17 protein-coding genes are annotated in these 20,307 nt (G+C 40.7%); all 17 read right to left on the bottom strand.

From position 1 onward, the window contains the following. Positions 1–174 precede the first annotated feature (174 nt). Entirely contained in the window at positions 175–1,200 is a 1,026-nt protein-coding gene (iolG, locus tag JOC94_RS14805) for an inositol 2-dehydrogenase (protein ID WP_077111962.1), read from the bottom strand. A gap of 301 nt (positions 1,201–1,501) precedes the next feature. Further along, the gene (locus JOC94_RS14800; protein ID WP_077111963.1) at positions 1,502–2,485 is read right to left on the bottom strand and encodes a sugar ABC transporter substrate-binding protein; all 984 of its coding nucleotides are present in this window, start codon (positions 2,483–2,485) and stop codon (positions 1,502–1,504) included. Positions 2,486–2,490: 5 nt separating this feature from the next. Then, positions 2,491–3,516 carry a zinc-dependent alcohol dehydrogenase gene (locus tag JOC94_RS14795; protein WP_205179782.1) on the bottom strand — a complete coding sequence of 342 codons (1,026 nt, stop codon included), beginning with the start codon at positions 3,514–3,516 and terminating at the stop codon, positions 2,491–2,493. A 35-nt stretch (positions 3,517–3,551) separates the two neighbouring features. Next, on the bottom strand, positions 3,552–4,535 hold the full coding sequence (locus tag JOC94_RS14790; protein ID WP_077111965.1) for a sugar ABC transporter substrate-binding protein: 984 nt from the start codon (positions 4,533–4,535) through the stop codon (positions 3,552–3,554). Positions 4,536–4,559: 24 nt separating this feature from the next. After that, entirely contained in the window at positions 4,560–5,531 is a 972-nt protein-coding gene (locus JOC94_RS14785; protein WP_077111984.1) for an ABC transporter permease, read from the bottom strand. A gap of 36 nt (positions 5,532–5,567) precedes the next feature. Further along, positions 5,568–7,058 (bottom strand): sugar ABC transporter ATP-binding protein, encoded by a 1,491-nt coding sequence (locus JOC94_RS14780; RefSeq protein ID WP_077111966.1) that lies wholly within the window; start codon positions 7,056–7,058, stop codon positions 5,568–5,570. 372 nt (positions 7,059–7,430) lie between these two features. Then, a complete protein-coding gene (locus tag JOC94_RS14775; protein WP_236017110.1) occupies positions 7,431–8,591 on the bottom strand; it encodes a sugar ABC transporter permease in 1,161 nt (386 codons plus the stop codon). A gap of 1 nt (position 8,592) precedes the next feature. Further along, a complete protein-coding gene (locus JOC94_RS14770; protein ID WP_077111968.1) occupies positions 8,593–10,107 on the bottom strand; it encodes a xylose ABC transporter ATP-binding protein in 1,515 nt (504 codons plus the stop codon). 74 nt (positions 10,108–10,181) lie between these two features. After that, positions 10,182–11,267, bottom strand: coding sequence for a sugar ABC transporter substrate-binding protein (locus JOC94_RS14765; RefSeq protein ID WP_077111969.1), 1,086 nt, complete (start codon positions 11,265–11,267; stop codon positions 10,182–10,184). Between the two features lie 11 nt (positions 11,268–11,278). Next, positions 11,279–12,097 (bottom strand): sugar phosphate isomerase/epimerase family protein, encoded by an 819-nt coding sequence (locus JOC94_RS14760; RefSeq protein ID WP_077111970.1) that lies wholly within the window; start codon positions 12,095–12,097, stop codon positions 11,279–11,281. Next, positions 12,094–13,134, bottom strand: coding sequence for a Gfo/Idh/MocA family oxidoreductase (locus tag JOC94_RS14755; RefSeq protein WP_205179781.1), 1,041 nt, complete (start codon positions 13,132–13,134; stop codon positions 12,094–12,096). The genes JOC94_RS14760 and JOC94_RS14755 overlap by 4 nt, the downstream gene beginning before the upstream one ends. A gap of 15 nt (positions 13,135–13,149) precedes the next feature. Next, on the bottom strand, positions 13,150–14,070 hold the full coding sequence (gene iolE, locus JOC94_RS14750) for a myo-inosose-2 dehydratase (protein WP_205179783.1): 921 nt from the start codon (positions 14,068–14,070) through the stop codon (positions 13,150–13,152). Positions 14,071–14,158: 88 nt separating this feature from the next. Next, a complete protein-coding gene (iolB, locus tag JOC94_RS14745; protein ID WP_205179780.1) occupies positions 14,159–14,968 on the bottom strand; it encodes a 5-deoxy-glucuronate isomerase in 810 nt (269 codons plus the stop codon). Between the two features lie 28 nt (positions 14,969–14,996). Beyond that, positions 14,997–16,865 (bottom strand): 3D-(3,5/4)-trihydroxycyclohexane-1,2-dione acylhydrolase (decyclizing), encoded by a 1,869-nt coding sequence (iolD, locus tag JOC94_RS14740; protein ID WP_205179778.1) that lies wholly within the window; start codon positions 16,863–16,865, stop codon positions 14,997–14,999. 19 nt (positions 16,866–16,884) lie between these two features. Beyond that, the gene (gene iolG / locus JOC94_RS14735) at positions 16,885–17,889 is read right to left on the bottom strand and encodes an inositol 2-dehydrogenase (RefSeq protein ID WP_205179776.1); all 1,005 of its coding nucleotides are present in this window, start codon (positions 17,887–17,889) and stop codon (positions 16,885–16,887) included. Between the two features lie 124 nt (positions 17,890–18,013). Next, complete coding sequence (locus JOC94_RS14730) at positions 18,014–19,162, bottom strand: diphosphate--fructose-6-phosphate 1-phosphotransferase (RefSeq protein ID WP_205179774.1); 1,149 nt, start codon at positions 19,160–19,162, stop codon at positions 18,014–18,016. A gap of 86 nt (positions 19,163–19,248) precedes the next feature. Next, positions 19,249–20,271 (bottom strand): LacI family DNA-binding transcriptional regulator, encoded by a 1,023-nt coding sequence (locus JOC94_RS14725; protein ID WP_205179773.1) that lies wholly within the window; start codon positions 20,269–20,271, stop codon positions 19,249–19,251. Between the last annotated feature and the right edge of the window lie 36 nt (positions 20,272–20,307).

Below are 20,307 nucleotides of genomic sequence, written 5' to 3'. Positions count from 1 at the left end.
CTTTTTACATTCAGTAGAGTTGCTCGTTTTTGCGTATGGAGCACACGCATCCAGAACCTTGAACCAGATCGTTTAAAAGATCGCGATAGTACTGTTCCTTCGGTACCATCGCTACTTTTTGATGTGGATCATGAATGAAGCGCTTGTTTCCAATGGAGGCAACATCCCACTAGGTTAGCTTAACTGACCAATATACGAATCCATTTTAATAGGGCGCTTTTCGATATATGATTGTTTTGCGGCCTGGGCGATTCGCTCTGCTTGTAAACCATCGTTTCCGTCACAAGCTGGCGGACGATCATTTTGAATCGCCTCTATAAATGCCCGAGTCTCAGCTATATAGGCATCTTTATAACGTTCCAAAAAGAAATGCTGTAAAGTATCTTTGTAACAACCTCCATAAGTACTTAGTTCTACCGTTGTTGGCCGATCATTTTCACAAGTTAAGTTGCCTTTTTCGCCAAACACTTCCACCCTTTGATCATAACCATAAACGGACTTTCTACTATTATCTATCACTCCAAGAGCACCATTGGCAAATGTTAATGTAGTAATAGCGGTATCTATGTCTCCAGCATCCTCAATATATGGTGCTATCAAATTGGCTCCGGTCGCAAAAACCTCAACCACTTCACTATTGGCAAGATACCGCGCCATATCAAAATCATGTATGGACATATCGAAAAACAAGCCTCCTGATTGTTTTATATAGTCAACCGATGGCGGTTCGGGATCCCGCGATGTAATCTTTATGATATGTGGTGTGCCAATGACACCGTTTTTCACTGATTCATGTATTTTCAAAAAATTCCGGTCAAATCTGCGGTTGAAGCCGACTTGAAATGTAACATTTGCCTTTTTGACAGACTCTAAAACGTCTTTGGTTTCTTCTACTGAAAAACTGATTGGTTTTTCGCAAAAAATATGTTTGCCCAGTTCGGCAGCTTGTTTAATAATCGGCACATGAGTATCTGTTGGGGAGCAAATAAAAATAGCGTCAATTTCTTTATCCATAAGAATGTCATCATAATGAGTTACTATTTGCTCAATCCCGATTCCTTTTGCCCAGTCTTTTACATGTTCTGTAAATAAATCGGAAATAGCTTTCAGTCTGACATTGGGAAAATGAACGATATTTTCAGCGTGCAGTCTGCCAATTCGCCCTGCACCGATAATGCCAATCGTGATTGTATGAGGCATTGTTCTCGACCATCTTTCTTTAGTAAAATTTTTTTCGTAAAAACGTTTCTGGAAGCTTTTACACGGTAGTCCCTTTGGGCCGCGGTTTTTGGATGTCTTTATCATTGTCTATTGGAATTCCGCTATCTATTTTCTTATCATCAAGTTCACTTTTAATGATTTTTATCTGGCTGGCTTGGATGATGTTAGATTGGATTGACCGGCGGTTGTTCGATGGATAGTTACTCCGCGATTAAGTGATTTTCGGGAGCATCGAAAACTGGCACTACCGATGCATGTAATGATGCCAGATCATATGATTTTATTTTCCGAGCAATTGCTTCACTTTCTCCAATTTATCTTGCGCATTTTCAATGGTAATGAGTTCAATCCCACTATTGATGTTCTTCTCTACCGGATCACCTTTTATTGCTTTTAATGCGTTTTCAACAGCGAGATACGTCATGTTAAAAGGTTGCTGTTCGATTGTTGCTGTGACATCGCCTTGCGCAATAGATGCTAAACCGTCTGTTGTGCCATCAATCCCAATAATAGGTATATCGAGTTTGTTTGTTTGAATCGCCTGGGATGCTCCCAAGGCCATTTCATCATTTGCAGCGAATACTCCTTTCACTTTCGGATGAGCTGTAATCATATTTTCCATCGTGTTCACGGCCTTTGTTCTGTCAAAATCGGCTGCTTGAACAGAAGCAACCTTTATTTTATGCTTCTTAAAATAATCCTTTGCACCAGCAATCCTGGCTTCATTTTGCGCCGCACCAGAAACGCCCTCGATAATAGCCACTTCATCCCCCTCAGACAACATGGAGCTTAAATGCTCGGCCGCTTTCTGGCCAGCCGTAAAATTATCAGTACCAATATAGGTTAATTGATTTTCCCACTCCAAGTCCGTATCAATTAATAGAACCGGAATATCTTTTTCGTGATATTTGCTTAGGGTTGGAATAACCGCGCTAGTACTTGGCATGACAACCAGCGCGTCCGGACTATTGGTCAATAAATCTTCTAGTAAATTGATTAACTCTTGCTCTTGTGTTTCCTTTGTTGCTGCAAGAAACTTTCCTTCAACATCAAAATCTTTAAACGCCTGTTTTGCTCCGGCTTCCGCCAATTTAAAATACTCTTGATCAGATCCTTTTAACACAACAGCGACTTGTGGTTTCCCGCCGCCATTCTTTTTTGTATTGGCGGATTCGGCATGGTCCTCACTTGCCTGATTGCCGCAACCAACTATTGATAATATAGCGATTAACATACCAAATGATAGGAAAGACTTTTTGATCATATTTTTTACTCCTCCATATGATGTGGGTATACCATGATTTTGATTGCCTCTCCTTTTCGCATCGCGTCGATTGCTTGATGGATATTTCGCAATGATGTCCGATGAGTGATAAGGCTTTCAATATTTAAAATATTTGATTCTAATATTTTGATCACTTTAGGAAAATGATTGTTTTGAATAATCGTACCGTAAACGGTTATTTCCTTTTTTGTTATTTCACATTGTTTGATGGGACGATTGGCACTTTCATTCATCCCTACTAATAAAACTTTACCGCCTTTTCGAACTACATGTAACGCTTGGTCAAATAGAACGCCAACACAATCAATAACGATGTCGGCCCCTACGCCCGTTATCTCTTTTACTACCTCCCCTATATCGTTATTTGCTGGATTTAACATATGGGTTGCGCCTGATCGCTTCGCCTGTTCCAGACGGTAATCAGATAGATCACTTACGATAATCTGTCCGGCTCCAGACGCCTTTAGTACTTGTGTAAATAGCTGTCCCATTGGGCCGGCGCCTAGTATGACTACACGATCGCCAGGGTTGATCCGAATTTTTTCACAGCCATTTATGACACATGAGAGGGGTTCAGCTAAAACGGCTGATTCGACTGGCACATCCTTTGAAATGTTACATACATTTTTGGAAGGAACCACACTATATTCAGCCCAACCTCCATTTTGAAAAATCCCAATGGTTGAGAAGTTTTCACATACATTTTGAATGCCCGTTTGACAATAATAACAATGGCCACATACAGTCGTTGGATCAACAACAACCCGGTCTCCTACAGAAACATTCCTGACATTTTTTCCAATCTTGATTACTTCCCCGACATATTCATGACCTTGAATAATGCCTTTCGTTGCGGGATGATAGGGAGGATTTGCCAATATATGAATATCTGACCCGCAAATACTTGCCACTTCAACTTTTATTTTTACTTCATCATCTCTTGTGATTTCAGGCTCCTCTATTTCTTGTAATGTCAATTTTCCTATGTCTTCAAATACTGCCGCTAACATATATTCAACTCCTTACTGAAAAAAATCAGAAGTAACTATTTATTTAAATACTGATCAACTTCCGCGATTCTTTTTTCAACATTATCTTTTGTGTACACTTCAGTACCAGAATCAATCCTTTTCTCTACTTTTTCTCCCTTTATCGCTTTGTAGGCGGATTCTACTCCCAGGTAACCCATTTGGTAAGGGTCCTGTGCGATATTTGCGATCAATTTTCCATCCGCAACAGCTTGCAGCCCGTCCGGGGTGCCGTCAAAGCCGATTAAAGGAATGTCTTGACTATCTTTATTTTCCAATCCTTTAAAAGAACCTAGAGCCATTTCGTCGGAAGTAGCAAATATCGCTTTTATATTCGAGTCAACCGTTAAAGCATTTTCAACAATATTGACTGCTTTCACACGATCACTTTGGGCATCTTGTACAATAAAAGTAATATTTTTGTCCTTTAAAGCATCCTGGAAGCCTTGGGTCCTTTCATCATGAACTTTCGCCCCCATTTGTCCGCGAACAATCAAGACTTTATCACCCTTATCCAACTGATCACGTATAAATTCTCCACCTTTGAAGGCAGCCTCATAGTTCTCTGTTCCAATAAAAGTAACACGGTTATCAAACGCGTCTACATTCGCGTCAGCTAAAACAACAGGTATGTTTTCGCTATTTGCTTTTTCTAGCGCCGGCAAAATCGCTTCGGGTAAACTTGGCGCAATGACCAGCCCATTTACATTAGCGGAAATTAAATCCTCTACCATTTTTACTTGTTCTTCATATAACGTTTCTTCAGCCGGTCCCAGTATTTCAATTTCCACACCCAATTCTTTAGCCGCCTCTTTAGCTCCGGCCATATGGAGTTTCCAATATTCGGAATTTAACGCCATTAGAACAACGCCAATTTTCACCTGTCCACTGTCTCGACTCTTGTCGGAATCGCCTTTTGAGCCTGCTTTATTGTTCGAGGAACAAGCACTTATCATGAATAAAGCAGATACAACCATAATGATGATGAGTCTTTTTTTCATTTCAATCCTCCCCTGCTAAATCATTTACTTATTTTTGGAACGTCTGCGCAATACATCCACAAAAACGGCCAGTATGATCACTACTCCTATTACGACGGTTTGAACATCTGTTGAAGTGCCTAATAGATTAAGCCCGTTGCGAAGCACCGCAATAATCATTGCTCCTATCAAAGTTCCCCATACGGTGCCGACCCCGCCAAAAAAGCTTGCCCCGCCAATAATGACTGCGGCAATGGCATCCAATTCATATGTTAATCCGGCAATTGGGGATGCGGCATTCGTTCTTCCAATCAAAACCAATCCACCTAGTGCTGCCATTAAACCACTAATGGTATATACGATCACCAATACGCGATCAACAGGAATACCCGACAAGCGAGCTGCTTCTTTATTACCTCCTATCGCATAAATATATCTTCCTGTTGCGGTTCGGGTTAAAAAGATATGGAAAAGGAGACAGACAAAAAGTACTAAAATAAAACTAAAAGGGATAAATCCAACATCGGCTTGTCCTGCAAAGTTGATTAAGTAGGAAAATCCAAAAATGGGAGACGCGCCAGTAATAATTAATGCCAACCCCCGAAACACATTCATTGTGCCCAGAGTGGAAATAAAGGGGTGCGGCAATTTTAATTTGGTTAACAGCAATCCATTGAGTAAACCGGCTAACGCTCCAACTAAGAGACAAACAAATATTCCCAGAATCGGGGGCATGCCCCACATGACCGTTACAACACCGGTGATCACAATGGAAAATGCGAGAATAGAACCTACCGACAAGTCAATGCCCGCTGTTAAGATGGGCAATAACATGCCAATTGACAACAACGCATTGATAGATAATTGCCTCGCTATATTCATAATATTGTCCAATTTCATAAAGCTCGGTGAAAGGATCGCAAATACAGCCGATAGAATGACCAATCCAAATAATGCGCCAAACTTATTCACCATATATTTCATATCCCGAAACTTGTTTTGATCCTTTATACGCATTTCGCTTTGTTGGATCACTTCTGATTGATCTTTCATTTATGAACAACCTCCTGTCGCGGCTTTCATGATTACTTCCTGATTTGCTTCATCTCTATTTAAATTTGCTGTGATTTTTCCCTCGTGCATCACAATGATTCTATCTGAAATGCCAAGGATCTCTGGCAACTCAGAGGAAATAACAATTACCCCGGCACCCTCTTCAACCAATGAATTCATTAATTTATATACTTCCACTTTTGCGCCGACATCAATTCCTCTTGTCGGTTCATCAAAGATAAACACTTTGGCATCCGTAAAGAGCCACTTGGCAATGACGACTTTTTGTTGGTTTCCTCCGCTAAAATACTTTACAAACAAGTTGATATTATTGGGTCTAATGCTCAGATCTTTTATATATTTTTCCGCTACTTCTTTTTGTTTCCTTACATTAATAAGTCCTTTGCTTTTTACTTTATTTAACTTTGTGATTGTCTTATTAAAGGTGAGGGATTGGTCGAGAAACAATCCTTCTTCTTTTCTGTTTTCAGATATAAAGGCTAAACCGGCTTTAATGGCATCAATCGGATTTCTAATATGTTGCTTTTCTCCAAAAACAAATACCTCTCCCGAATAAATGGGGTCTGCGCCAAATAACGCTCTGGCCAATTCAGTACGTCCCGCCCCCACTAATCCAGAAATCCCCAAAATTTCACCTTGATATGCGGAGAAGTTAATTTCTGGCGCATCCGGCGTTAGTTTAACGTTTTTTACACTAAATACTTCTTTGCCTTTTTCAAACTGGATTTTGGGAAATTTATTGTCAAGCGAACGGCCAACCATCAGCGCAATCATTTCATCTATTGATGTTGCGGCGGTATCAACAGTCCTAATTTTGCTGCCATCTCGTAAAATCGTTATTCTGTCACTGATTCTTTTGATTTCTTCCAGTCGATGAGAAATATATATAATCGTCATTCCTTGCTTTTTTAATCTTTCTATCGTTACTAATAGTTGCTCGGCTTCCCGTTCACTTAAACTTGATGTTGGTTCATCCATAATAATGAGTTCACAATTTAAAGAAAGGGCTTTCGCAATTTCTACTAATTGTTGTTGACCAACGCCCAGGTTCTGGATCAGTTCGTCCGGGTCAACATCTTGACCTAAACGCTCCATCAGTTGCTTTGCTTCATTTTTCATTGTCGAACGGTCTAATAATGAAAACTTGCCACTTCGCTTTTTTTCATGCCCCAAGAAAATATTTTCCGCTATGGAAAGCTCCGGAATAAGGTTCAGTTCCTGATAAATGGTTCCGATTCCAGCATTAATCGCATCGCTTGGTTTATTGATGACAAGATTTTCACCCTTCCATTTTAGTTCTCCCGTATCTTTTTGATATGCACCAGTGATGATTTTAATAATGGTTGATTTTCCCGCTCCATTCTCTCCCAAAAGAACATGGACTTCACCTTTTTTGATGTCAATATTCATATCATGCAGCACTTGAACACCGGAAAAAGCTTTACTAATGTTTTTTAGTTCCAGCAACATATGAAATCACCCCTATCTTGTCAAAAGTAATGCAATAGACTCCCCTGTATTCATCATTTGCCCCTTATGAAAACGCATACAAATTCTTTTTATTCGCACTAAAAATGAACATTTCACAACACCGGATACCCGTATCTGCCATTACAATTTCAAGAGTCATTTTTCCATCCAACGGAGGGCTGTAATGGTTCATTTCCAATTAATACGCCTTTTCAACATCTCAATGGAAATCCTAAACCTCTCATTCTTTTTAAAAATCCTGACATCCTTTCTTTGCCGTCAACCACTTCCTCTCTCTTTTTTTGTTTTCAAGTAAGCGCTTGACTTGCTTCCCGAAAAGAAAGGCTCCATACCGATCATGCCAATCATTCATTAAGATTTTTTCTTCGTATACACATCAAACCAAACAGCAAGGACTAATATGAGCCCCTTTACAATGTATTGCCAATATGCCTCTACATTTAATAAACTCATTCCATTATCTAAACTTGCCATAATTAATGCGCCAAGGATCGCACCGTAAATCTTTCCTCTTCCGCCCATGAGGCTTGTACCACCTATCACTGCCGCCGCAATCGCATCCAACTCCATCATCATGCCCGCTGATGGGGAACCCGTATTGAGCCTGGCCGATAAAATGATGCCTGCGATGGCGGCCATTAAACCATTTAACATAAATACGATTAATACTACCTTTTTCACTTGAATCCCGGAAAAAATGGCGGCCTGCAGGTTTCCTCCTATTGCATAGACACTTCTGCCAAACTTTGTTCTATCTGCTAAAAATGTAAATAAAATGACGAGGAGCAACATGATAAAAACTGGTACAGGCATCCCTTTATAAGCGGTCATTACATAAACAAACCCGATAATAAGCAAACTGTAAATGATTGGTTTCATATATAGAGATCCGGATGGTTGGGCGATTTCATACCTTTTACTATTTTTAAATGTGGTATAAAACAGTACTAGAATAACGATTGCCGCGAAACCAAAGGTTGTGGCATTTGTTACATATGCCTGCCCAAACAGCTTATATGCATCATTCATTGGGGCAATGGAAGCCCCCTTCGTTATTCCGAGCAGCAATCCCTTAAATGCCATCATCCCGCCCAATGTGACAATAAAGGCTGGCACATTTAAAAATACAGTGGCAAACCCTTGGATAAATCCTGCAATGAAGCCAAGTAAAAGTACCGCAAGAACTGTTGTCCAAGTGCTCCATCCACCCCAAACCATTAGGGCGGCGGCACATCCTCCAACTAACCCTACTAGTGAACCCACGGAAAGGTCTATATGACCTGTGACAATGACTAAAACCATTCCTGTTCCCAGTATCGCAACAACAGCCATTTGCATGGTTAAATTCGAGATGTTTCGCGCTGTTAAAAAGGTGCCATCAGTTAAAATCGTAAACATGATCCAGATGATCACCAAGCCAACTATCATCGTATAAGCCCGAACATCAATATTTTTTACCATTTCTTTATTAAAAAAGCTTTTCTTCTCAGTTGTTTCTATTGTTCTTTCCAAGTCAAGAACCTCCAGTAGCATAATAAAGTATTTTTTCTTGAGTCGCTTCCTCTATTTTTAAATCTGCCCTTAATTCTCCTTCCGAGATGACGAGAACACGATCACTTATGCCAAGGACTTCTTCTAATTCTGATGAAATCATAATCACAATAACACCTTGATCAACTAATTTATTCATTATTTGATAAATTTCAAATTTAGCTCCAATATCTATTCCCCGAGTTGGTTCGTCCAAGATTAACACTTTTGGGTTTGTCAGCAACCACTTTCCTAGTACTACTTTTTGCTGATTCCCGCCACTCAAATGATTCACAATAGAATGAACACTGGGTGTTTTCACATTTAATTCTTTTACATACTGGGTAGCAGCCGTTATTTCTTTATCATGGTCCAGAACGAGGCGTGATCCACGATCAAGACTAGCCAATGAAATATTTTCTTTAACAGTCATTTCAAGCACCAAGCCAGAGGATTTTCTATCTTCTGAAACAAGGGCGATTCCTTGTTCGATTGCATCAGCTGCGTGGCGAATACGTCTCTTTTGTCCGTCGACATATACTTCTCCAGAACTTTTACCGGGATATACGCCAAATATACTAGTTGCCATTTCTGTCCTTCCCGCACCCATCAATCCCGCTATTCCTAAAATTTCTCCCTTATATGCTTTAAAGTTAATATTGTTAACCACTTTTCGTGATGGATTTTCTGTATCGTAGACCGTTAGGTTCTTTACTTCAAATCGACATTCTTGACTTATTCTTTTTTTACGCGGATATAATTTTTCTAATTTTCTGCCGACCATCATATAGATTAAATCGTCTTTATTGATGTTGCCAATGGATCTAGTTCCAATAAACTGACCATCTCTTATGGCTGATACAGAGTCGGAAATCGCTAAAACTTCATCTAACTTATGGGAAATGTAGATAGATGTAACTCCTTGTGATTTCAACTTTTTAAGGATATTTAACAGAACTTCACTTTCTTTTTCCGTTAATGCCGAAGTAGGTTCATCAAGAATAAGGATTTTCGCATTTTTAGATAAAGCTTTGGCAATTTCCACTAATTGTTGATGTCCTATGCCAAGATTTTTCACTTTTTCATTCGGGCTGATGTTGAGTCCCAAGTCGTTTAATAATTTCTTCGTGCGATTGTACATATCGCTCTGGTGAACGACGCCAAAATAATGCGGCTCATTACCTAAAAATATATTTTCTTGGATCGACAATTCAGGAACAAGTGCAAGCTCTTGATGAATACAGACGATGCCATTCATTTCCGCATCTCGTATATTGTGAAATTCTTTGACTTCACCATTTATTTTGATCTTTCCTTCGAATTGCCCAGAGGGATAAACACCGCTTAATATTTTAATTAATGTTGATTTCCCGGCGCCATTTTCACCGCATAAAGAGTGAATTTCTCCCTTCTTCACTTTCATATTGATATTGTCCAGTGCTTTTACCCCCGGGAAACTTTTATGAATATTGACCATTTCCAAAATATAAGCACTCATTCGATTCACCCGCCCTTTAGCAGTTTATAAAGAGTGAACTTGCCATTTAATATATAGACAAGTGCTCATTATCATTATTGTTCGGGCCATTCATCTTTCGGAACATTTTTATATACTTCTTCAATGGAGTGAAATCCATCTTTAAGGATCGTCTCCACCATATTTTCTTTCGTGACATTCGTTACATCGACTAAAATACTGGGAACTTCTTTTACCCCGTTATCTGTTTTCCCATTTACGAGGCTGTCTGCTTTTTCTTGGTCGCCTAGTGCTAAAGCATGGACAAGCTCCATTGCTTTTTGATTTAATTGTTTTGTTGGTTTATATACAGTACTTGTTTGTTTTCCTTCTACAATTCTTTGTACGCCTTCCAGTGCGGCATCTTGGCCGGATACCCCGACTTTACCCGCTAGTCCTTGTGCCTCTAAAGCTTGCACAGCACCACCGGCAGTAGTATCATTTGAAGCTAAAACCGCAACAACGTCATTGTTGGCAGCAGTTAATCCATTTTCTGTATGTTTTAATGCTTCTTCAGGGCTCCAACCCTTTGTCCATTGTTGTGTAACAATTTTAATATCGCCTTGATCAATCAATGGTTGTAATATTTGTTCATGTCCTTCTTTTAATAAGGTGGCATTAAAATCCTCCGGACCTCCTAGCAGCCAGATATAACTTCCTTTTGGATATGCATCAACTAGTGCTTGCGCCTGCAGCTTTCCTACTTTCACTGTGTCAAAAGTGACAAAATAATCTAGTTCTCCATTACGGACCAATCTATCATAAGCCACAACTGGCACGCCTTCTTCATGGGCGATATCCACTACTGCTCCCGCCGATTCTGAATCTTTCGCAGAAATTAATAACACATCAATCCCTTTTGTAACCATATCTTCTACTTGTTTCACTTGCTTAGAAGCATCATCATCAGCTGATTGGACTAATATTTCAAATCCATGTTCTTTTGCGTATGCTTTCGCCATATCAATTTCTCGTTGCCATCTTTCCTCTTTCATAGTACCAAGGGATAAACCAATGACGATTTTATCATCTTTCGATTTTGCTTTTGGTTGATTAGAAGTGCTTTCGGTTTGTATACAACCAGCGAGAACGAGCAAACAACTTAAAAAAATAACAGCCAGCCAATTAAAACGTCGTCTCATGGATAAGCCTCCTACACATCAAGTGTCTTTTTTAAAATGGAAATGTCTTTTTTTAGTAAATCGATTGGATCAGAATGAGTGAGTGATAGAGGCTTTTGATCATAATAATTCTCTAACATCATCCATCCGTAATAGTCTTTTTGCTTGAAAACATTAATTGTTTCAAAAAAATTTGAATCTCCTTCTCCCAAGAGAGCTCCGCTTAAATCATTATTTTTCCCATCTTTGACATGAACTTCACAAATCAGAGGAAATAGTTTATCGGCCATTTCAGCTACATTGTATTTTTTGCGTAAATAATAGTTTTGAGTGTCAAAATATAATGTAAGATTCGGCCTGTCTACTCTCTTAAATAGCTCTTCATTTTCTGTAATAGATAATAAGTTTTCCGTTGCAATCATAATGTTTTTGTTAAGTGCTTTATCGCAAGCTTGTTGTAAACATTCCACGACTCGGTTAAAATCTTCTTCTGTTTTGATTTCACCATCTTCAAAACTCGGCAACATCACTTTGTTTATTCCCATTGATTCGGCAATATCTATCCCTGTCATGACTGCTTCAACAGCTATATCTTTTTCTTTTGTCCCGTTTTCCCTAGTCATACCGTAATGATCCAGTTCTCGGACTGCTAGAGATGTTATCGTTACATCGTATTGTTTAGCCATATCTACATAAGCTTTTTGGACAACCGGATATGAAAGTGAAAATCCTCTTTCATAACTTCCGATATCCAGTTGTATACCTTGGAGGCCTAATTCAGAAACCAATTTGATTGCGTAAGGACCTTCAATCGGTAATGACCAATGACATATTCCAATATGAACACTCATAACATCACTTCTTTATACTTTTCTTGATTTCTTAGTAACACGGGGCAACCATTATTAAATGATCTTGTAGCCGCAATGGCAATTTCAAGAGCCCTTTTTCCATCTAAAGCCGTACACAATGGCTGCTCTCCCTTGCGCAGGGCTGTAATAAAATGGATCATTTCCAATAAATACGCGTTTTTAAACCTTGTTGGAAAATCTTGAACCAGATCATGACTGCTCTCATTCTTTTTAAAGATCCTGACATCATTATTTCTCATGGACCCTATTTGAATGGCTCCATCGGTGCCGACCACTTCACCTCTGATATCATAGCCATATGAAGAGATTCTCATCGTTTCAATGTCTCCTGCAGCGCCTGATTTGAATCTGATTTGTGACAAGCCCTGATCTATATCTTTATATTTCTCCATCAACCGATTGGACTCCATTAAGATGTTCCCGCTTGATTGAACGGAGTAAATTTCATCGTTCATCAGAAAGCGCGCAATATCATAATCATGAATCGCTACATCCAAAAAGATGCCTCCACTGTATTTGATGAACTCTTCCGGGGGCACGTTGCCATCTCGGCTGACCGCTTTAAAGTAAAGAGGTGTTCCAATGTCTCCGGCTTCTATCCTTCTTTTGGCTTCTACATACGCAGGGTCGAACCTGCGCATAAAGCCCACTTGGCAAGTAATTTTGTTTTCCGCGATGACTTGCAATACTTCATCTGCTTCTTCCAATTTTTGAGTCAATGGCTTTTCTACGAAGACATGTTTCCCATGTCGCGCAGCCAGTTTTATCATTTCGGCATGTGTACTGGTTGGTGTAACGATAATGACAGCATCGATATGTTCATCTTCAAAAGCGGTCATCGGATCATGTGACCACTTGTCCACGTTCAACTCCCGCGCGACCTGCTCAGCTCTTCCTTGTAACGGATCTACAACTTTTACCAATTTGGCGCCCTCGATTTTGGTGGCAAGATTTTCAGCGTGCCAGTAACCAAGGCGGCCAAGTCCCAAAACCGCACACCTGATGAACTCTTTCATGAATTCCCCTCCAGACTATTTTTCCGCTTTAAACGAATGGATGACCATTTTTTGTAAAAATGATAACGATCGCTTCGCATATTCAACTGGCTGATAAATTGTCGGGTCTTGCTCTCCTTCTATTAACGCCCAGCCAGTATACCCTCTTTTTATTAACGTTGTGATAATCGGTTCAAAATCTAAACAACCTTCTCCCGGGACTGTGAAAATACCACTGCGGATTGATTGACGAATACTAAAAGATTCTTCTCTAGCGCGTTGCAGAATATTTTCCCGGACATCTTTTAAATGAATATATTTTATTCTGTCAAAATACGTATCCAATAATGTCACGGGATCATTGGAGCCATAATAACCATGCCCCGTATCATATAGTAATGAAACGAGATGAGGTTCCGTCATCTCCATCAACCTGGCAATTTCATCCGGCTGCTCCACCACGGTGCCCGCATGGTGGTGGTACACTAAATCCATTCCATGTTCCTTGCATATTTCTCCAGCTTTATGCAGTCCTTCTACTAAATACTTCCAACCATCATCATCCAATCGCTCAACGAACGTTTCGTCCTGTTTACGGCGGGGATCTTGATTAAGCATCGAGCCGCCAATTTCGGCTGTGCTCACAACCTTACACCCGAAATATGCCAGAAATTTCACATGATCCCGATAAGCCTGTAATTCGGCTTCATGTCTTGTTGGGTCCGTGAAAAAGACAGATTTCCATTGCGTTGTTAAAACAAGATTGTATTTGTTCAAGGCGTTTTTTAAAGCAATTGGATCTTTTGGGAATTTTCTACTGACTTCTGTCCCTCTAAATCCCAATGTAGATATGTCTCGCATCACCTGCTCATATGTAAAAAAGTCACCATGCTCCAAAACATCCTCGCCAACCCAATTAATCGGATGAATGCCCAGTTTAAATGGAAGATGATCAATCGGCATAGCTCTTCCCCCTATATTGAATTTGCAGGTTTGGCTATAGAAAAACCTATAGCCAAGCCTGATATGGACTTTATTTTCCTCATCATAGCTTTGTTAACCACTCATGGTCTTTGTCATTGGTAAATCTCCATTTTCGGATGGGGCCGGCCATGACATTTAGATAATATAGTCGATAACCTGGAGGTGCCGAACAAGGATGGTGCCCCTTGGGCACGAGGACAACATCGCCGTCGTTGACGATGATCGTTTCATCAAGAGTGCGATCATCCGTATAAACTCGCTGGATGGCAAACCCTCCTTCTGCCGGGTCGATTTTATGATAGTAAGTCTCTTCCAAATACGTTTCGTCCGGATAGTTATCCGTATCATGCTTATGCGGCGGATAGCTGGACCAATTTCCGGCCGGGGTATAGACTTCAAATACGAAAAGGCTGTCGGCCGGCTTGTCCTCTGGAATAATTCCATTAATCTCCCTTTCCATATAACCAGAGCCGCGTTGTGCCACATCGACATCTTCCGGCCGAATTAGCCGTGCTTCGTAAGTCCCTTTTCCAGGAGCCGTGCAAACAGCGATTTCCAGATCAGTCAAAGCTTCCAATTTTACTTGGTCATCATTTGGAATATACACGGTATATGCCGGGGTCTCGTCAAACACACTCATTCTTTCTCCAATGTTGGCCCACGATTGGGATTTCGTTGCTGCATTGGCGCGGCCGGATAAAAGGACGATGGCCATCTCCCTATCCCCAGTCTCTTTTGCAAACGTTTCTCCAGATCGCAATGTGTATACTTCAAAACCCACATATTCCCAATTGGCGGATTCCGGTGTGACACGAAGAATATTTCCATCTTCAGCAGGCTGTTCTTTTGGTTTTACTAATAATGTAGACAAGGCGCATTCCTCCTATTTGTTAATCGTTTTAATATTTTCTTGCTTTGCTTTTATGTGCTTCCATCACCGTATGTGCTTGTTCGACCTTCGGGCTTTCAGACACTTCCGCAACCCCCAAATGCCACCAAGACTCATAAGTGCCAGAACCTGTGCCAGGTAAAACCTTTATATCAATCAATGTAGTGACTGTTTCTTGCTTAGCCATTTCCAATGCCTTTTTCAATTCATCTATTGTGCGGGCTGTATAACCTTTTGCCCCCATACTCCTGGCATTGGCCGCAAAGTCGATATCCAAATATGGACCGCTTAACCGGTTGTCTTCCTCCGAACGATAGCGAAACTCATTGCCAAACCCTTCACTTCCTTGACCGACCTGCAAGCCATGTATACATTGAAACCCATTATTATCCAATAAAAGCACCGTTATTTTCTTCTTTTCTTGAATGCTTGTCACGAGTTCTGAATGAAGCATCAGATAACTCCCATCGCCAACGAAAGCATATACTTCTTGATCATCATCCGCGGCCATTTTGGCCCCCAGAGCCCCCGCCACTTCATAACCCATACAGGAAAAACCGTATTCCATATTGTATGTTTTTGGCTCCGTCGTTCTCCATAATCGCAAAAGGTCGCCGGGCATGCTTCCAGCCGCGCAAGTGATAATATCTTTTTCACCAATAAATCTATTAATCTCGCCAATTACCCGGGTTTGCGATAAACCGCTTTCAAGCGTTTGAGAATAATAATGATCCACTTCTTTTGTCCATTCATCTTTCAAATCTTTTAATCTATTCAGGTCATAATCGCTTTGATAACTTTTGTTTTTCAACTCTTCTGTTAATTTCTCAAGAGCTATTTTAGCGTCAGCCACAAGCATTTGAGATTCCATTTTCATCGCATCGAATCCGCTTACATTTATGCTTAAAAACTCGACTTCCGGATTTTCAAAGGCCCATTTGGAAGAGGTGGAAAAATCGGTTAACCTTGTTCCAATTGCGATCACCAAATCAGCTTTTTTCGCCAAAACATTCGATGCCAGGGAACCGTTTGCTCCCATACCGCCCATGTTAAATGGATGCTTCCATGATAAAGCGCTTTTTCCGGCTTGGGTTTCGCCTACCGGAATTTGGAACTCTTCGGCAAACTGGGCCAGTTCTTTTTCCGCAAATGAGTAATGTACTCCTCCACCCGCGATGATTACCGGATATTTCTTTCTCGAGATAAGTTGAACAGCGCGCTCAACTGCTTCATCTGATGGTATTTTCCTTTCAATATAGTGAACTCTCTTTTTAAAAAACTCGACTGGATAATCGTATGCCTCCGCCTGAACATCTTGCGGCATGGAAAGTGTCACTGCCCCTGTTTCCACTGGATCGGTCAGCACCCGCATCGCGTTTAAAGCCGCGGTCATCAACTGTTCAGGGCGAGAAATACAGTCCCAGTATTTGCTGACCGGTTTAAACGCATCGTTAGAGGAAACGGTATAGTCACGCGGGTCTTCTATTTGCTGTAAAACGGGATCGGGCTGACGACTGGCAAAAATATCACCCGGCAACAACAAGACGGGTATTCTATTGACTGTCGCAGTGGCTGCGGCAGTCACCATGTTCAATGCCCCCGGTCCAATCGATGTGGTGCAAGCATAAATCTCCAGCCGGTTTTTCTGTTTAGCAAAGGCAGTGGCGGCATGGACCATCCCCTGTTCATTTTTACCTTGAATATATGTCAGCTCGCCTTTGTGATTCTCCAATGCTTCACCTATTCCCGTCACATTCCCGTGTCCGAATATTCCAAATACACCTTTTACAAATTTTCTTTCTTCTCCATCAAAATGAACATATTGATTGTCTAAAAACTTGACCAATGCTTGTGCCATCGTTAGTCGAATCGTTTTCATCACTTTCAACTCCCCTTATTTAACGCACATATATTTTTTTATTCGTTTTATACGATTTTGTGGCCGCTTCAGAAATCTGCAATGCCATCTTTCCATCCATTGCATTCACACTCGGTTGCGTATTGGTTTGTATACATTCAATAAAGTGTTCCATTTCTATTAAAAAGGCATCTTTAAAATAAGTGGGAAAGTCGGGAATCGTATCATAATAAGACTTATTTTTTGTAAAAATAATATTGTTATGTTGTTGCAGCGAGCCAATTTGTATCATGCCCTCAGTTCCTAACACTTCTCCCCTAATATCATAGCCAAAGGTAGAATTCCTGCTTCCTTCTATATCAGCTGTCACGCCACTTTCAAATTCAAGATATGACAAGGCCTGATCCGCATCATCGTATTTTTTCATGAACGGATGAACGAGTACTTTGCCGAAGGATTGAATAGATTTCACTTCACTTCCAAGTAAAAATCTCACTATATCAAAATCATGTATACACAAATCCAAGAATATTCCGCCACTTGTTTTTATATATGCCTCAGGCGGCGACCCGGGATCTCTGCTCACTCCTTTAAAATGAAGAGGTTCACCAATATCGCCTTGCGCAATCCTTTTTTTGGCCTCCAAATAAGAGGGATCAAACCTTCTCATAAATCCGACCTGACAAATGATCTGATATTTTTTCAATTCTTCAATCACCGAGTCCGCCTCTTCACTCGTTTCGGTGATGGGCTTATCCACAAAAATATGCTTCTTATGTTTGGCAGCCTGTATAATGATTTCAGCATGTGTATTTGTTGGTGTGACGATGATAACCGCTTCAATGGCATCGTCTTCTAATACTTCCCGAAGGTTGTTTGTAAATTTGTCAATCCCCAACTTTCGGGCAGCTTTTTCAGCGCTCTCCATTCGCGAAGCGACAATTGTGGCAACTTCGGCATTCGGTATATGATAAACGAGATTTGCCGCATGGATCATGCCCAGGCGTCCAACTCCTATGACTGCGCATCTCACTTTCTTTCTCACGATTCCACTTCCCTTAAACAGATTATCGTTTTCAGTATAGCGCTTAACTAATGCTTAAAAACAATCCTTAAATTACATGTTGATAGATGGGCAGACCCCTTTCCATCGGGAGGGAAACTTCTCCTTAAATTAACGGCTCTGCGTATTTGATAAATTCAGCAGTCATGGTATTGCCTTTTTCATCGTACCAGTCGATTGGCACAAATTTTTCTTTTCCGGCCGCGCTCGCTAATGGTTTGGGACGATAAGCAATGACATAATCATGTTGAATGTTCTCCTCCCTGTCCAAGCCGACCATGATGCTTGAATATCCTTTTTCCGCATACATCCATGACTGTTTTCCGAGCTCATACGCTTCTTGGACATCTGTTTTGGAAGAAAGAAACATGCTGCTTCTTTGCCAAATACTCGGGGCAATGGATCTGGTCTCTATTCCGGTTTCAGACCCAATGACAGCTTGTAAATAAGTTGATACTCCTCCTAGTTTCGGTCGGCCCAGCGCGTCAAATTCCACATCCTTTTCATTTATCAACTGGCCTTTATCATTTTTAATTCCTTCCGCGACAATCACAAAAGTATCTCTTTTTTCTTCGTGCGCCTGCATCACTTTCATCAGGCATTCCTCCAGATGAAATGGAACTTCCGGAATGTATACCAGATTTTGACTGGCATCCGTTTGGCAAGTGGCCAATGAACATGCCGCAGCCAGCCAACCAGTATGCCTCCCCATCGTTTCAATAATGGTAATTCGCTCACTATAAGGGAAACTCGCCACATCCATCTTCATATCCAATATGGAAGTCGCCAGAAACTTAGCAGCACTTCCATATCCAGGTGAATGATCCGTTCCCATTACGTCATTGTCGATTGACTTCGGCACTCCAACTACAACTAGATCAAACCCCATCGTCTTTGCCCTGTCGTCTATCAGCTTAGCCACATTCATAGAACCATTCCCACCAATATAAAAGAAATATCGAATTTCCTTTCTCTTCAATAAATTAACGATCTGATCTACTTCATCACCGGTCAATTTATGCCGACAAGTGCCAAGAGCAGCTCCCGGTGTCCAGCGCAACCGATGGCAATCATTGTCTGACAGCGTACTTAAATCAATAAACGATTCATTGATTAAACCATGTATGCCGCCAATTGATCCATACACCTTCCCTTTCGTGCCTGTCAGTTTCATTTGATCAAGCAGTCCTACCATAGAATTATTAATGACCGCGGTCGGTCCGCCCGATTGGACAATCAGACAGTTCCCTGCCAACGTTGAACACTTCCTTATTGATTGGATTAAGCGCTTTACTTATACAAAAAACGCATTCAAGCAGCACGGCTTTCAAATTTAAAAGTTTAATTCGTTTTACAAGCTACATTCAAAGCTTGGGTTGATTTTCTGGTGACCAATGAAGGGAGAAGAGTCACTCGGCTCTTTTCTTCTTTTTCACCATTGATAATAGACACCATCAAATCCATTACTTCCCGACCCATACTTTCAATTGGCTGCGCAACAGTCGTTAGCGGCGGGTCTATGACTGTGGCAATAGATGTGTTGTCAAAGCCAATAACCGATAAATCTTCCGGAATTTGTAAGCCCCATTCTTTTGCCATTTGAATGACACCGGCGGCCAACAAATCATTGCAGGCAAATATGGCTGTAGGCCGGTTATCTCCTGTAAGATACTTTTCAGTCATATGTCTTCCAGCTTTAATATGGTCGTTAATGTCCTTTATAAAATCAAAGTTTTTATTGATCTGCAAACCATGACTTTCCAAGGCATAATGAAAGCCTCTTAGCCTTTCCCGGTTACTCCATAAATCTCTGGCAACGACTCCCATATTTTGATGCCCTAATTCTATTAGATGATTCGCCGCCACATAGCCGCCCATAAAGTCATCTATTGCTACGGCATTCACCGAAAACATGGGAAAGTCGCGGGCGACGATCACTACGGGAATTTCTTCTTTTATTAATTCTTCCACTTTCTTGAGATCTTCGAAACCTGAAGCCAGTATAAAACCGTCTACCCTTTTTTGCTTCAATAACAATAGATATTTGTTTTCTTTGGCACTATCATAATCCGTGTTGCAAATGACAATGTTATAACCTAATTCATGCCCTCTATCTTCAATCCTTCTAGCTAATTCAGAAAAAAACGGGTTGACTAAATCGGGAATGAGCAATCCTATTGTTTTCGTTTGCTTGCCCATTAATGCGGAAGCCAACATATTGGGGTAATAATCCAACTCTTTCATAATTCGTTTTACTTTTTGTCTCGTCTTGTCACTGATGTTCCCGGTATTATTGATCACTTTTGAAACGGTCGCAATTGAAACATTGGCGGCCTTTGCTACATCATAAATAGTTACTTTCAATTTTTATCACCATGTTTTTCCAAAGTATATGTATAT

Origin of the sequence: Siminovitchia thermophila, from assembly GCF_016909185.1 — a bacterium.
In the GTDB taxonomy this organism is placed as follows: domain Bacteria; phylum Bacillota; class Bacilli; order Bacillales; family Bacillaceae_C; genus Siminovitchia; species Siminovitchia thermophila.
The sequence above is the reverse complement of the archived record's forward strand: the minus strand, read 5'-3'. Positions and strand labels throughout refer to the sequence as shown.

Excerpts from the sequence above, each read along its gene's own strand:
- iolG (WP_077111962.1), bottom strand. The coding sequence starts at position 1,200 with ATGCCTCATACAATCACGATTGGCATTATCGGTGCAGGGCGAATTGGC.
- JOC94_RS14800 (WP_077111963.1), bottom strand. The coding sequence starts at position 2,485 with ATGATCAAAAAGTCTTTCCTATCATTTGGTATGTTAATCGCTATATTA.
- JOC94_RS14795 (WP_205179782.1), bottom strand. The coding sequence starts at position 3,516 with ATGTTAGCGGCAGTATTTGAAGACATAGGAAAATTGACATTACAAGAA.
- JOC94_RS14790 (WP_077111965.1), bottom strand. The coding sequence starts at position 4,535 with ATGAAAAAAAGACTCATCATCATTATGGTTGTATCTGCTTTATTCATG.
- JOC94_RS14785 (WP_077111984.1), bottom strand. The coding sequence starts at position 5,531 with ATGCGTATAAAGGATCAAAACAAGTTTCGGGATATGAAATATATGGTG.
- JOC94_RS14780 (WP_077111966.1), bottom strand. The coding sequence starts at position 7,058 with ATGTTGCTGGAACTAAAAAACATTAGTAAAGCTTTTTCCGGTGTTCAA.
- JOC94_RS14770 (WP_077111968.1), bottom strand. The coding sequence starts at position 10,107 with ATGAGTGCTTATATTTTGGAAATGGTCAATATTCATAAAAGTTTCCCG.
- JOC94_RS14765 (WP_077111969.1), bottom strand. The coding sequence starts at position 11,267 with ATGAGACGACGTTTTAATTGGCTGGCTGTTATTTTTTTAAGTTGTTTG.
- JOC94_RS14760 (WP_077111970.1), bottom strand. The coding sequence starts at position 12,097 with ATGAGTGTTCATATTGGAATATGTCATTGGTCATTACCGATTGAAGGT.
- JOC94_RS14755 (WP_205179781.1), bottom strand. The coding sequence starts at position 13,134 with ATGAAAGAGTTCATCAGGTGTGCGGTTTTGGGACTTGGCCGCCTTGGT.
- iolD (WP_205179778.1), bottom strand. The coding sequence starts at position 16,865 with ATGAAAACGATTCGACTAACGATGGCACAAGCATTGGTCAAGTTTTTA.